Annotated in this window: 11 protein-coding genes; 6 read left to right on the top strand and 5 right to left on the bottom strand. The window is 43.0% G+C overall.

All coding sequences use genetic code 11. The features are described from left to right. Positions 1-66: 66 nt before the first annotated feature. A complete protein-coding gene (locus tag R7O03_RS13240) occupies positions 67-1,353 on the bottom strand; it encodes a hypothetical protein (RefSeq protein ID WP_151515534.1) in 1,287 nt (428 codons plus the stop codon). Between the two features lie 678 nt (positions 1,354-2,031). Between R7O03_RS13240 and R7O03_RS13235 the strand changes: the two genes are divergently transcribed. Next, on the top strand, positions 2,032-3,627 hold the full coding sequence (locus R7O03_RS13235) for a DUF11 domain-containing protein (RefSeq protein WP_167416012.1): 1,596 nt from the start codon (positions 2,032-2,034) through the stop codon (positions 3,625-3,627). A 64-nt stretch (positions 3,628-3,691) separates the two neighbouring features. Here R7O03_RS13235 and R7O03_RS13230 read toward each other — a convergent pair whose 3' ends face one another. The 3 genes from R7O03_RS13230 to rnk all read right to left on the bottom strand — a co-directional run bounded on the left by R7O03_RS13230 (position 3,692) and on the right by rnk (position 7,564). Further along, entirely contained in the window at positions 3,692-5,476 is a 1,785-nt protein-coding gene (locus R7O03_RS13230; protein WP_318131764.1) for an Ig-like domain-containing protein, read from the bottom strand. 479 nt (positions 5,477-5,955) lie between these two features. Further along, a complete protein-coding gene (locus R7O03_RS13225) occupies positions 5,956-6,918 on the bottom strand; it encodes a sensor domain-containing diguanylate cyclase (protein ID WP_318131766.1) in 963 nt (320 codons plus the stop codon). 238 nt (positions 6,919-7,156) lie between these two features. After that, positions 7,157-7,564 (bottom strand): nucleoside diphosphate kinase regulator, encoded by a 408-nt coding sequence (rnk, locus tag R7O03_RS13220; protein ID WP_005390213.1) that lies wholly within the window; start codon positions 7,562-7,564, stop codon positions 7,157-7,159. Between the two features lie 527 nt (positions 7,565-8,091). On the opposite strand from rnk, the gene nirB reads away from it, so the two are divergent. The 4 genes from nirB to cobA all read left to right on the top strand — a co-directional run bounded on the left by nirB (position 8,092) and on the right by cobA (position 12,972). Next, positions 8,092-10,656 carry a nitrite reductase large subunit NirB gene (gene nirB / locus R7O03_RS13215; protein ID WP_318131763.1) on the top strand — a complete coding sequence of 855 codons (2,565 nt, stop codon included), beginning with the start codon at positions 8,092-8,094 and terminating at the stop codon, positions 10,654-10,656. Between the two features lie 13 nt (positions 10,657-10,669). Next, on the top strand, positions 10,670-10,993 hold the full coding sequence (gene nirD / locus R7O03_RS13210) for a nitrite reductase small subunit NirD (protein WP_005387969.1): 324 nt from the start codon (positions 10,670-10,672) through the stop codon (positions 10,991-10,993). A gap of 195 nt (positions 10,994-11,188) precedes the next feature. Next, positions 11,189-12,040, top strand: coding sequence for a formate/nitrite transporter family protein (locus R7O03_RS13205; RefSeq protein ID WP_033907034.1), 852 nt, complete (start codon positions 11,189-11,191; stop codon positions 12,038-12,040). Positions 12,041-12,213: 173 nt separating this feature from the next. Continuing rightward, positions 12,214-12,972, top strand: a complete 759-nt coding sequence (gene cobA, locus R7O03_RS13200; protein ID WP_025767740.1) for a uroporphyrinogen-III C-methyltransferase — start codon at positions 12,214-12,216, stop codon at positions 12,970-12,972. A gap of 16 nt (positions 12,973-12,988) precedes the next feature. On the opposite strand, the gene R7O03_RS13195 is transcribed toward cobA, so the two are convergent. Further along, the gene (locus R7O03_RS13195; RefSeq protein WP_005387976.1) at positions 12,989-13,429 is read right to left on the bottom strand and encodes a DUF4174 domain-containing protein; all 441 of its coding nucleotides are present in this window, start codon (positions 13,427-13,429) and stop codon (positions 12,989-12,991) included. Positions 13,430-13,548: 119 nt separating this feature from the next. Between R7O03_RS13195 and R7O03_RS13190 the strand changes: the two genes are divergently transcribed. Further along, the gene (locus tag R7O03_RS13190) at positions 13,549-14,037 is read left to right on the top strand and encodes an NYN domain-containing protein (RefSeq protein ID WP_005387978.1); all 489 of its coding nucleotides are present in this window, start codon (positions 13,549-13,551) and stop codon (positions 14,035-14,037) included. The last annotated feature ends 83 nt before the right edge of the window (positions 14,038-14,120 follow it).

Here is a 14,120-nt window from a genome sequence, read left to right as displayed (position 1 = left end):
ATAGTTCGAAAGAAAACGCCTGACGAGTTAACGTCAGGCGTTGTTTTATTAAGTTGTAAGTAGACCTTATTCAGGGCAGTTAACAGGCTCTGGACAAGTTGGACATAGCGTACATTCTGCAGACGCTGTTATCGCTTCTACGACAACATTACCGAAGATAGTTTCACCACTCGCATCCACAGTATCTGTAAACGCTCTGACTTCTTCACCCGGTAATGGAAGGCCTTCACCATCTCCTGGGATTGGCTCGTAGTTACCAGTAAAGTCGTAACACTCAGCAGGCGCAAGCATACCAACCTGGATTGGATTCGAGTCTTTGTTGTCGATTACGACAATGCCGTCAATGGTGACATCGGAGGTATTACATACACTACCACTGTAATTGACTTGAAGACCGTATTCATTAATACCAGTATCTTCAAATCGATTCACGACGACGACACTACAGTCTTTCTCTAGAGACAATGAACCAGGGATGTTTTGGCTTGGGCATTCCCAATCTGCGTTGTCAGAAACCGCTACACCACCACCAGTTTCAAGTGCTGCGCTTACTTCTGCATAGTTAGTGATACCGTTTTGGTCAATAATAAACGAACCATTAAACTCTTGCGTTTGTCCAACGGCGAGCATCGCTAAATTGAACACATGGTCACCAGCAGCCATATCGTTGTCAACGGCTGTAGTGTCTGTTGCCACAACATCATACAATGCAAAGTCACCGGTGTTTTCTACAGTGAGTTTATAGTTGTATTTCAAAGTGTTACCATTGACAACATCACCAAATGTACAAGTTTTAGTGATTTTAATGTCTGGTACGCCTGGTGTGTAACAGAATGAAATATGACTTAAGCCATAGTATCTACCATTTTTCCCTACAGGTGAATGCAGCAAGGCATCATCTTGATACAATAATCCATCTGTAAAGTAGTTATATAGGTTTCCGTCAGGACCACCTTTTACGAAGATAGCTTGCATAATCACAGGGCTATCACCTTGATCCCAACTGAAGGTTTTTGCCCCAGGTTGTTGATCAATAACCACTTCAAGCATGCCATCACCGAAAGTGCCGTCTGTAACTGGCTCAAGTTTGTATTCTATCAAACCATCGATCCCTGGAAGTAATTGTTGACAGGTGTTATTCCCTTCAACAAATATTGGTTGCACGCCTCGGCTTGAAGGGTCGCCAGCGGATGCGTAAACAATTTGAGAGCTCAGCACTAAGCTAACCGCTATGACCCAAGTAAACAGCTTAAACATGCTGCTGATATTGATCGCTGTAAGTATATTCTGGCTACATAAAGTGGAACAACGGTAACTCTTATTGCCCCACCAAGAGTTAAATATGGTTTTCATAAAACCTCCTTGTGTAAGTGGGCTCGCTACGTCCTTGAGCCCACATACGTGATAGTTTTCTCACAGAGTTAAACTGCGTCGGTTGACTAGCATAGAGTGTTCCATATTTAACTTTTTGTATTTGTTGGTTATTTTTTATTTTTGTACAGAGGGGTGAACAGTTTGTTTATATTTTCATAAATGGTTGGGCTAAAACTTATTCGCTAAACGACTGAATATGTTTTAGTTAAATGAGTATTCAATTAGATGTGTAAAGGATGTAACACTATGCAAACAGGTGTTACACATCACCTTCACATTAGTTGGAGCAGGTGAGTAAGCGTCTATTTCATATTCATAGTGGACAGTTTCAATACCGTCGTTTTTGTGCACCTGTCACAGGTGTAAACAATAAAGTGTCAATCTGTAACATTATCCTAGAACACGTATATATCTTTGTTATCGTAGGTTTTTTGTCTCTTTTGTTTTCTTTCTCTTTCTTTAAAATTGAACACTCTGTTCATTCTCTTCGCTGTTGAAAATATTTAGTTTAATAAAATCATAACCTTAAGTAGTGGCATGCTCTATGCGTTATACAAGCCGAAACGAAAGTTGTATCTCGCTTTCACACTTTCTTAAAAGGCAATTAATGACATAGGGACCTTCGTCTAGCTTTAGAAGCGTTCTAAGGAGTAGGTTATGAATTCTTGTAAGTCAGGTATCTGGCATACGATGAAGAGCTTTCTTTATGCAATATTTACAAGTTTGCTAATAGGTAGCTCTGCATTTGCAACACCAACAGATGGCGTATTTGAGTTAGAAGCAAATGCTAATGCGATAGATGACTCTGGAGTGGGAGCTCCAGATGACTGGTCAACGCCGCCAAACAGTGGTGGAGCATTAGTATTTAGCTTTGAGAATGACACGGCAACACCGGATACAATCTTTACTGGTGGTAATAAAGACATCAAAGACATACCAGAACTCGGTTGGAAGACTGGGACGGTACTTGATAAAGGGGATATTCTTCATGCGTATGCAGCGGCATACAACATTAATAATGACCTTGTACTCACCTTTGGTGCAGACCGCTTTGGTAACAGCGGTGATGCCTTCTTAGGTTTTTGGTTTTATCAAGACTCAGTCAGTACAAACCCAGACGGTACATTCACTGGTCAACATATTGCTGGCGACCTTTTGATTCAGGTGAATTATTTGCAAGGGGCAAATGAGGGGCCAGAAATTTTGGTTCTTGAATGGGACACAACTTGTGCGAAAGCTGATAACAATAATCCACAAGATGGTCAGTGTGCTGCGACAAACTTACGTTTGAAAGTTAAGACAAATGCACTGTGTTCACCGGGCGCGCAAGATGTGTGTGCTTCAACCAATACAACTGACTCACCTGCACCATGGGCGTATACGCCAAAAAGTGGTGTCGAAAATGTCTTCCCTCCAGAAACCTTCTTTGAAGGTGGTGTAAACCTTACTGAACTTCTACAAACAGACACCTGTTTTAGCTCATTTGCAGCCGAAACAAGAGCATCAAGCAGTATTACCGCTCAGTTGAAAGACTTCGTGGTTGGTGACTTTGAGTTGTGTAGTGTTGATATCACCAAAACATGTAATCAAGCGGTCGTGAATGATACAGAAGATGGTTACGTTTACTCATACAGCGGCGACGTGATTAATGATGGTGTTGGTACGCTCTACGATGTTGTTGTAGAGGATTTAGAAGCAGGTACTACACATAGCTTAGGTGCCATTGCTTCAGGTGACAGTGCTTCATACAGCGGCAGTTTTGAAAGTACAAATAACGGTCTAACTAATACAGTAAGAGTCACAGCAGCTGCGACTCCGGGTGGTCAAGCGACCATTACTGATACAGCAAGTGATCCATGTGAGTCATTGAGCTTGTCTCCAATGATTAGTGTAACGAAATCATGTGAAAGCGGCTTCAAACTTACTGAAAACGGTATCATTGCAGAAGTGAGCTTCTCGGGAATGGTATGTAACACAACGCCTGGACTTACTTTAGTGAATGTTTCTGTTGTGGATGACTCAGGTACGCCTGAGGATACTTCTGATGACGTGAAAGTGGTAGATAATATCGAACTCGCTTCGGATCAATGTCAGTCTTATACTGGTAGTTATATCCCAACGGCATTTAGCAATGCAGAAACACAATCTTTCCGTGATACTGTGACAGCGGTTGGTTTCTTGAAAATCGATAATACTCAAGCGACGAATACAGCTTCTGCAGACTGTGACATTTGTCCTGCACCAAGCAACTAATTGACGTCTTGTGAATAAAAAGCCTGGAGTATTCTCCAGGCTTTTTCATATTGAATTGCGTGATTTAGTTCGGTTTCCCTTTACCGTTTCCACCACCATTCCCACCAGAACTCGATTGTAAGGTGATGCTAATCGTCGCGGTTGAAGAAGATTGACCGTCACTGATCGTATAAGTAAATGAATCATTATTCTTAAACTTCTTCGAAGGTATGTATTCAATGGAGCCATCGCTCAGTACACGGGCGCTGCCTTTGTTTGGCTTAGCGACCGTAATTGCAAGAGAAGTCGATTGTTCAAATGAGTCATTATTTAACTGTTGGATGCGAACGACGGATTTATCACTGATCGTTACGCTATCATTCACCGCTTCAAATGGTGACGTTGACTCAGATAACACAGTGTAAGGCAGCTCGGTTTTGGCTGATTGTTCATTTTCAGCATCTATAACGTCAACGGCTATGCTGTAAGAGTTCGGTTGAGCATCGCTGTTTGACGTAACCATGACCGTCGTTTCTGCACTCATGCCGGAAGGAACCGTCAAGGCACTTGCGTCATAATTCCATCCGTCAGGAACGCTTAAAGCTGTTGTATAGGTCGCGTCTGCACATTCTGTATTGTTCTGGTTCGTCACTTTAAGATTATACGCTAATGTTTCTCCGGCATTAGCATCAGAACCTGAAAGTGGGGTTAGAGAGAGTAGAGGCGATGTCGCAACGCATTGCCCTGATTCACCACCAAATATGACACTGACCTGTGCGTTTTGACCATTAGCACTTTCCAAAGTAATCGACACGCCTGTTTTTGGATCGGTGAACGTTCCACCAATCGGAAGAGCAGGGTCTTCCCAGTCATTACTCCCAAATAATTGTTTGAAAGTGGAGTCAGGCTTCATGTGTAGCAAGCGGCTACTTTTAAGATCACCGTCTGTCGCTAGGCGCACAACCACACCTTCTGTCACATCTTGGCGGTATACGATGTACGAACGGTCACGTAAAAAGCTGTCGTAGCCAAGAGCTTGTCGATATTCAACATAAAACCATTGGCGCTGACCTGTAATTGGATCGGTACCTCTTGGGATTTTTAAAACTTTTGATGAAGTACTTTCAAAGTCTTCATAGGCATCAATCGAGTAAACACCATCACTAGAAATGATTTGAGCAGGGGAGGTCTGCCACCCTAAGTTTTCCAATTGGAAGGCGCTAAAGTAACCCATATCGTAGTTACCCATTGTATCGTAGCTATCGCCGTACTCTATGACACGGCAATCACCAGCTAACGTACCGTCTTTACAGTCGAGTGCGGAAGCGTGATGCAATCCCAAATTATGTCCTAATTCATGGGCGATAACTCGAGGCTCGAAAACCGCATTTATTGACGCTCTAGAGGGAGTTACTCCTTGACTACCAGAGCCTTCTGATGCACATCCAGTTTTGGTTGTTAAGTAGATAAAACGGTCATAGTTTGATAGTTGATATCCCGCAGTTTCAGCCATTTTGTTGGCTTCCGCTGCTACAGCATCATCATCGCAAATTTGGTTTGATATCGGTAAGGTGAATGTTCCAGCAACATCACCAGATAGCCAAAGTTGCCCCTGGGACATTTGCGAATAGAAGTCGCTAACGGTATTAAAAACAACATGATGGGCGTCTTCTTTAGAGATCGGGATCTCTTGAGGGTTTTCTTGGAAATTGACGAGTACAACTAATGTTTTTTGTTCACCACTAGCCACTTGCTCAGCATAAACCTCTGATGAAAAAGAATATGCTGACACGAGGGTTACAAAGCCAAGAGCTAGCAAGCGTAAATTTGACGCAACAAAGCCCAATTGAGGGAGGATGACCTTCTTCAATTTATATACCTACTTAATATTTTGATATTAAATGAAATTACAAATTCATAATGTTTTAAATAAAATAAATACCGAGCTCTACCCAAATAGAACCAGTAATGATCAAGTGTGCATTATGTTTTATAAAGTTTGTTTTATATTTGTGTGTGTTTATTACTTTTAAACACGAGGCGAGATATTAGCAGAAGGGGTGGTTAAAATTCAACCATGCATTTCGGTTTTTATAAGTTTATGAATTATAATGTTTAACTACTTTTTATTGGTAGTTTTTATAAAAATAATAAGAAATAATATTGTATGCAACAAAAGCAGTCACAAAAACAGTAATAATATTACACCGTGTAGTATGCAACACTCTTAATTGTTTGTTATTTCTTTTGTTTCCTATATAAATGACTAATTAAAAATAAGACGATATCAATTCCGTAGAGAAAATTGTCAAATTAAAGAAATATTAATTTCAAAAAACAAGAGACTTATTATATCTGGATATAGGCAACGCCATTTTTGCCATTTTTCTTTATCTCATACATTGCATGATCGGCTTTTTGATAAACTTCATTAAACTGTTGTTTTCCTTTATCAAATAGACAAACACCGATGCTCATTCCAATCGTTACTTTATTTAAGTCCTGATTTATCGCAGGAATGATGGAACTTAAGAGTCGATCACAAAGTTGAGATATTTCTTCTTGATTTGAATAAGAGCTTAAAACGACAAACTCATCTCCTCCTATGCGTCCGACTTGAGACTTGCTTGGCGCAAGCTCTGTTAAGCTATTGGCGATATTGATGAGGAGAGTATCACCAGTATGATGGCCTAGCTGGTCGTTAACTGCTTTAAAATTATCTATATCAACAAACACTAAGGCAGACTGCTGAGACTGCTGAGACGGCTTGGTTTGAGGTTGATGATTAAAGTTTTCCTCAATTGCTTTTCTATTTAACAATCCGGTCAATGGATCACTCGAAGCTAACTTAGCCAGTTGCTGCTCATATCGCTTTTCTTTTGTAATATCGATATGAGTGCCCATCATGCGTAGTGGTTCGCCATCAGAACCATACTCGACGATGCGCCCTCGATCGTAGACCCAACTATCACTGCCGTCTTTATGAATCATGCGATGAACTACCTCATAAAGGTCGGTTTTGCCAGCTAGGTGATCTTCAAATGCACCCACCGCAAGATCATAATCTTCAGGGTGGAGATTGTTTTTCCACGTTTCAACCGTCGCGGTTAACTCATGGGGCTGATAACCTAGCATTTTGCCCCACTGCATATTGAATATCGTCAAAGTGCCTGAAGGAATATGCTGCTCCCACAAACACAGTCCATTACTGTCGAGTGCAGCATTCAACTTTTCTTGTAGTCGCGCATTCTTCCGCTTCAGCTCTTCATTTTCTTTTTCTAAGCAGGCAATTCGAGTTAGATATTCTTCCATTTTGCGCATAATTTACGTCGTTTTCGGAGCGACAATATACGAAAAATACTTTGCAATTTCTATGATTGAGCTTGGAGATATAAATATTGAATATGCGGTAAATAATAAAGAATCGGTGATGTTACTTAAGAGCAGCAAAGTAAATGCTTGGAAAACAAAGAAGGAAATAGGGGGTAAGCGAGGAGCTCTCCTGGTGCAAAGTCTTAAATGGAGGCCTTTGCACCGGGACTACTGAGGGTTAGCGGTTTAGTGCACCACAACGCTCAGGTTGGTATGTGATATCGACAATTTCAATTGTCTTCACTTGATTATTTGGCATTGGCCAGTCAAGTTTTTGGCCGACAGACAAACCGATCAGTGCGCTGCCTACGGGTGCAAAAATAGAGATATCATCACTGCTTTTCAGTTCAGAAGGGTAAACCAGTGTCTTTGTCATGGTTCTATCTTCACCTGAAAATTTAAACTCTACAGTCGAGTTCATCGTGACCACGTTATCTGGCATTTGTTCTGGCTCAAGAACTGTTGCTCGGTCGAGCTCTGCTTCTAATTCCACAAGCTCCGCTGCGATGTTTGGCATTTTATCCAACAAAGCCGTGATTCGGTTCATATCTAAGCTTGAGATGTAGATAGAATTGTTTTCTGACATTTTATGACTCCCAAATAAAAGGCCGCCTCACAAAAATGGGACGGCACTCTATATGTCAATTACGGTATCAATCATATGGACGCTATTCCATATGAACTAAACCTGATTTTAGTCTTTATAGTGCGACTTAGCTAGTAAAAAATTTTTGTTGTGAAGCTTGATTTTTCTAAATCTTTCAATCACTTCAGATATTGTTCTCTGATCACCTTGAAACGGTGAAGTCAAGTGAGTGCGTCGTTTAGAAGCAAAACAGGATTTATCGTAGGTGTGCTCGGTTTCGATGGTCAGCCTAACTTCATAAAAGCAAAACGGTATAGTCCGTTGCTAGCATGGCTTCGGTTATCTCAGTTTGTTAAAACTACCAATATCCGTTAATAAATTACTTTTTATTTCGCAATAGTCAGATAAATACGTTCATCTACCCCTTTAGGGTAGTTTGAAATTGTAATTGATTTACATCATGTATTAATTTTCTTTCACAACTAACAATGAGCTCAGTGATAAGAACCTAACCCTTAGGAATTATAATGAGCAAGTTGAAGCTAGTAGTCATCGGTAACGGTATGGTAGGGCACCGTTATATTGAAGACTTAGTCGAGAAAGCTGATATGTCTAATATAGACATTACGGTTTTCTGTGAAGAACCTCGTGTCGCATACGACCGTGTGCACCTTTCCTCTTACTTTTCTCACCATACTGCAGATGAACTTTCTTTAGTAAAAGAAGGCTTCTACGAGAAACACGGTATTAACATGCTGATCGGCGAACGCGCGATTAACATCAACCGTGAAAACCGCATTGTTTACTCAAGCACTGGCCGTGAAGTTCAATACGACAAGCTGATTCTTGCTACTGGCTCGTTCCCATTTGTTCCACCTATCAAAGGTCACGAAAGCAAAGACTGTTTTGTTTACCGTACTATCGAAGATCTTAAAGCGATCGAAGCGTGTGCGAAGAAGAGCAAATCAGGCGTTGTTGTCGGTGGTGGTCTGCTAGGTCTTGAAGCAGCAGGCGCATTGAAAGCACTGGGTGTAGAAACGCATGTTGTTGAGTTCGCACCGAAGCTAATGGCTGAGCAACTTGACCTTGCTGGTGGTAACCAACTTCGACAAAAGATCGAGCGTATGGGCGTGAACGTTCACACTAGCAAAAACACGCTTGAGATTGCGCCAGAAGGCACAAACGCACGCAACGTTATGCGTTTTGCTGACGGCGCAGAGCTAGAAACAGACTTCATCGTATTCTCTGCAGGTATTCGTCCACAAGACAAACTAGCACGCCAAATGGAGCTAGAAGTGGCACCTCGTGGCGGTGTTGCTATCAACGATCATTGTCAGACTTCTGATGAGAACATCTACGCGATTGGTGAGTGTGCGTCTTGGAACGAAATGTTCTACGGCCTTGTTGCTCCTGGCTACAAGATGGCGACAGTTGCTGTTGACCACCTACTAGGTAACACAGAAAGCAAATTCGAAGGCGCTGACATGTCTGCGAAGCTGAAACTTCTAGGTGTAAAAGTAGGTTCAATCGGTGACGCGAACGGTCGTACTGAAGGCTGTAAGAGTTACGTTTACCAGAACGAAGAACAAGAAGTTTACAAACGTCTTATCGTTTCTAAAGACAACAAGAAACTACTTGGCGCGGTTATGGTTGGTGACACCTCTGACTACGGCGACCTGCTTCAACTTATGTTGAACGAAATCGACCTACCAGAACACCCAGATGCGTTGATCCTTCCTGCTCACGCAGGCGCTGAGAAACCAGCATTAGGTGCAGACGCTCTACCAGAAAGCGCAGTGATCTGTTCTTGTTTCGACGTGACAAAAGGCAAGATCGCACAGGCGGTTGCTGATGGTAATCATACGCTTGCTGACATCAAAGCAGTGACTGGCGCAGGTACAGGCTGTGGTGGTTGTATTCCTCTAGTGACGTCTGTTCTAAATGCTGAGCTTGCTAAATCTGGTATCGAAGTGAAGAACGACGTGTGTGAGCACTTTGCATACTCACGCCAAGAGCTGTTCCACCTAATCCGTATTGAAGAGATCAAAACGTTTGATGAGCTTCTAGAGAAATACGGTAAAGGTTACGGCTGTGAAGTTTGTAAACCACTGGCTGGTTCTATCTTGGCTTCTTGCTGGGGTGAGCACATTCTTAAGCCACAACTGGTTAAGCTGCACGACACGAACGATAACTTCCTAGGTAACATCCAAAAAGACGGTACTTACTCTGTTATCCCACGTATGGCGGGTGGTGAAGTAACACCTCAAGCACTGGGTGCGTTAGCGAACGTTGCAGCAGAATACAACCTATACACCAAAGTAACCGGTGCTCAACGTATTGGTCTGTTTGGTGCTCAAAAAGACGATCTTCCAGAGATCTGGCGCAAGCTTATCGACGCTGGTTTCGAAACAGGTCAAGCGTACGCAAAAGCCCTTCGTATGGCGAAGACCTGTGTTGGCTCAACGTGGTGTCGTTACGGCGTTCAAGATTCTGTTGGTCTGGGTTCTTACATCGAGAACCGTTACAAAGGCATTCGTACCCCTCATAAGATGAAGTTCGGTGTTTCTGGCTGTACTCGTGAGTGTGCGGAAGCACAAGGTAAAGACCTTGGCATTATCGCGACTGATGCAGGTTGGAACATGTACGTATGTGGTAACGGTGGTATGAAGCCTCGTCACGCAGACCTACTTGCAAGTGACCTAGATAAAGAAACACTAATCAAGTACATCGACCGCTTCATGATGTTCTACATCCGTACTGCTGCGCCACTACAACGCACATCAGTTTGGATGGAAAACATGGAAGGTGGCGTTGACTACCTACGCGAAGTGATTGTTAACGACAAGCTTGGTATCAACGCTCAACTAGAGGCAGACGTAGCGAAGCTTGTAGACGAGTACGAGTGTGAGTGGACTGCGACCATCAACGACGAATCACAACTGACTCGTTTCGCGCACTTCATCAACTCTGACAAGCGCGATGACAACGTTGTGTTTGTACAAGAGCGTGAACAGCACCGCCCAGCAACCTTCACGGAAAAGCACCCTGAAGCGAAAGGCGACATCCTACACGTAGCGATCACTGAAGCATAAGGGAAGGTTGATTATGTCATTTGAAAAGATTTGCCAAATCAGCGACATCGTACCGGGCACAGGTGTTTGTGCACTGGTTGATGGTCAGCAAGTTGCGGTATTCCGCCCAACACAAGCAGAAGAAGTGCTGGCGATCAGCAACACAGACCCGTTCTTCCAATCAAACGTGCTTTCTCGCGGTTTGATCTGTGAGCACCAAGGCGAGCTTTGGGTGGCTAGCCCACTTAAGAAGCAACGCTTTAACCTGACAACAGGTGCGTGCATGGAAGACGAGCGTTTTAGCGTGAAAGCGTACAAAACCCGCGTAACCAACGGCGAAGTAGAAATCTCTGCGTAAGCTTGGTTTTCATTCCCTCCTCTTAGGGGGAGGGAATGAACTGAAACCTAGATTTAATAGACAAAGGCTTTCCAAGCATCATCTCAGGGGAACAGGGAAGCGAGGTGTTGTAGACAGCGTTCAGGTGTCAACGGGAAGCCTTTCTCTATTCAATCTTTAACTTTTTAACTTTCAATTTTGGATAAGGACACATTCATGTCTACTGATTTTAAGCCTGCAGAATTCGTGCAAACCATGATCAATGTTGGTGAAGCGAAAACTAATACAAGCACGCGAGACCTTCTGCTTCGCGGTACGATGGCTGGCGTTATTCTTTCGCTTGCGGTGGTGGTTGCTATTACCGCGATTGTACAAACGGGTATCGGTCTTGTAGGAGCACTTGTTTTCCCCGTTGGTTTCGTAATTCTAAGTGTGATGGGGTATGACCTAGTAACCGGTGTTTTTGGTCTAGCGCCTCTGGCTAAGTTTGCTAACCGTCCGGGCATCACTTGGGGTCGTATCTTCCGTTGTTGGGGTCTTGTAGGCTTGGGTAACCTTATCGGTTCTCTGATCGTTGCTTACCTAGTGGCTATCTCTCTAACAGGTAACTTCTCTCTAGAACTGAATGCAGTAGCGAAGAAATTTGTGGCTGTTTCTACCGCGCGTAGCCTTGGTTTTGAAAACATGGGTATGGACGGATGGATCACGTGTTTCGTACGCGGCATCTTCTGTAACCTAATGGTATGTCTAGGCGTTATCGGCAACATGACAGCACGTTCAGTATCTGGTCGCGTAGCAATGATGTGGTTCCCAATCTTCATCTTCTTCGCTCTAGTATTCGAGCACACAGTAGTAAACATGTTCCTATTCCCACTAGGTATGATTCTAGGTGCGGATTTTGGTATCGCGACTTGGTTGAACTTCAACCTTATTCCAACCATTCTAGGTAATATTGTCGGTGGTCTCGTAATGACTTGTATTCCACTGTACCTAACTCACGCAAAAACAGCGCCTTCTATCAACGTAGTTGAAGAAGAAGTAAAAACAGAGCCTGCAATCGCAAAATAAACCGCTTTTATCTGGCCCTACCTATGGTAGGTAGGGCTGTTCAACTCATTTAACTTTCGATAAGTATTGTATTGATTTAGCTATAAAAAGTAATAACTCCTTGGGGTGATTTTAACCTTGAGTTAATGACTTGAGTGTTACTTTTTATGTCCAAATTTTCGATAGGCGTTGATATGACAACTGTTAACTCATCTTTAAACAGCGGCTTTGTTTCTCTTGTTGGTGCAGGTCCTGGTGACCCTGATTTACTCACAGTAAAAGGCTTAAAAGCCATTCAAGCGGCTGAAGTTGTTGTGTACGACCGATTGGTATCAAAAGAGATTCTTGAGTTGGCGCATGCATCAGCAGAGATGATTTATGTTGGGAAAAAGCTCGATTTTCACTGCGTGCCTCAAGATCAAATCAACCAAATCTTGGTGCAAAAAGCGCAAGAAGGTAAACGCGTTGTACGTCTAAAAGGCGGCGATTCATTTATCTTTGGTCGTGGCGGTGAAGAGCTAGAAGAGCTAGCAGAATTCGGCATCAAATACGAAGTGGTTCCGGGTATCACAGCTGCTGCGGGTGCAACGGCTTACGCAGGTATTCCATTAACACACCGCGACCATGCACAAAGCGTTCAATTTATCACTGGTCATGTACAAAAAGATGGTCGTGAGATTGAATGGCATTCACTAGCGCAATCCAACAACACACTTGTGTTCTATATGGGTTTGAAGCAAAGCGGCCATATTATGGATAAGCTGATCACTCATGGGTTAGATCCTGAGATGTCATGCGCCATTATTGAAAACGGTACGCGCCCAGAGCAGCGCGTGTTCCAAGGAAAGTTGAACGAGCTATCGATCATGGCAGAGCAAGCCGTGAGCCCAGCATTGATTGTGGTTGGCAGCGTGACTCAACTTCACAACAAGTTGGATTGGTTCGCAAAGTAATACTGCCCAGAAGTGACTATATTTTACAGGGGCTTTGTTGCCTCTGCATTTCTTGCTTACGCATAGGCATTTGATCAATGAGGTTGTTGATAAACGACCAGTCTGTTTCTGCGCCCCAGCGGTGCTTTTCTAGACCATCTTTACCAAGCAAAATAGCGGTATGAGAACCTTTTTCGACCTCATAAAGACGAGCTAGCATTTTTAGGTCGAACTCTTCTTTAAGCCAAGCAGGAAAAGTATAACCTTGTTCTGTAATGACCAGCGTGACGACATCTCTGTCTTCCAACTCACACTCATTCATAAGTGTTTCTAGCAAGAATTGTTTGACGTATTCATCATTTTCTGGCGCAAAGTAGAGCACACTTCTATGTGGCCAGTATTTGGAGTGCGCTGGATAACCAAATGCTGTCGATGACAAGATACAAGAAAGCAGTATCACTAGTAACTTTCCGCCCATGACAGTTCCCCTAGAAACCCAAATAACTTTTTATACGTTAAGTTTAGTGGAATTGGCTCATTGTGCTTTTTCCAAAACTGGCATAGGGTAGGCAGCAAATAAATTGAGCGTAGAAATAGATGAGTTCGGAAAGCAAACAAAAAATCGCCATTTTGGTTGATGTACAGAATGTGTATTACACCTGTCGCGAAGCGTATCGAAGCAATTTTGATTACAACCAGTTTTGGTATGTTGCCACACAAGGGAAAGAGGTGGTAAGTGCTCGTGCTTATGCAATTGCGAGCAATGATCCCAAGCAACGTCAGTTCCACCATATTCTTCGTGGTGTTGGATTTGAGGTGATGCTTAAACCCTACATCCAGCGTCGTGATGGCAGCTCGAAAGGCGATTGGGATGTGGGTATTACTCTCGATGCAATTGAAATTGCTCCCGAAGTTGAGGAAGTGATTCTAGTTTCGGGAGATGGAGACTTTAGTCTGCTAGTAGAGAGAATTCAGCAGCGCTTCAATAAAACGGTGACCGTTTATGGTGTACCTAAGCTAACATCCCAAACTCTGATTGATTGTGCCGACAATTTTGTCGCGATTGATGACGATTTCTTGCTGTAGTGAATAGTGCAATAAAGAAAGGCGAGTCACTCAGGCTGTACGAAACGTACAATGACTCGCCTCTAATTTATCGTTGATTTGGC

The sequence above is a fragment of the Vibrio sp. Vb2960 genome (assembly GCF_033337665.1).
GTDB classification, from domain to species: Bacteria; Pseudomonadota; Gammaproteobacteria; order Enterobacterales; family Vibrionaceae; genus Vibrio; species Vibrio alginolyticus.
This window is presented reverse-complemented; position numbering and strand designations above follow the sequence as displayed.

What these genes read in the sequence shown, in the direction of transcription:
- R7O03_RS13240 (WP_151515534.1), bottom strand. Translation starts at nt 1,353, where the DNA reads ATGAAAACCATATTTAACTCTTGGTGGGGCAATAAGAGTTACCGTTGT.
- R7O03_RS13235 (WP_167416012.1), top strand. Translation starts at nt 2,032, where the DNA reads ATGAATTCTTGTAAGTCAGGTATCTGGCATACGATGAAGAGCTTTCTT.
- R7O03_RS13225 (WP_318131766.1), bottom strand. Translation starts at nt 6,918, where the DNA reads ATGGAAGAATATCTAACTCGAATTGCCTGCTTAGAAAAAGAAAATGAA.
- rnk (WP_005390213.1), bottom strand. Translation starts at nt 7,564, where the DNA reads ATGTCAGAAAACAATTCTATCTACATCTCAAGCTTAGATATGAACCGA.
- nirB (WP_318131763.1), top strand. Translation starts at nt 8,092, where the DNA reads ATGAGCAAGTTGAAGCTAGTAGTCATCGGTAACGGTATGGTAGGGCAC.
- nirD (WP_005387969.1), top strand. Translation starts at nt 10,670, where the DNA reads ATGTCATTTGAAAAGATTTGCCAAATCAGCGACATCGTACCGGGCACA.
- R7O03_RS13205 (WP_033907034.1), top strand. Translation starts at nt 11,189, where the DNA reads ATGTCTACTGATTTTAAGCCTGCAGAATTCGTGCAAACCATGATCAAT.
- cobA (WP_025767740.1), top strand. Translation starts at nt 12,214, where the DNA reads ATGACAACTGTTAACTCATCTTTAAACAGCGGCTTTGTTTCTCTTGTT.
- R7O03_RS13195 (WP_005387976.1), bottom strand. Translation starts at nt 13,429, where the DNA reads ATGGGCGGAAAGTTACTAGTGATACTGCTTTCTTGTATCTTGTCATCG.
- R7O03_RS13190 (WP_005387978.1), top strand. Translation starts at nt 13,549, where the DNA reads ATGAGTTCGGAAAGCAAACAAAAAATCGCCATTTTGGTTGATGTACAG.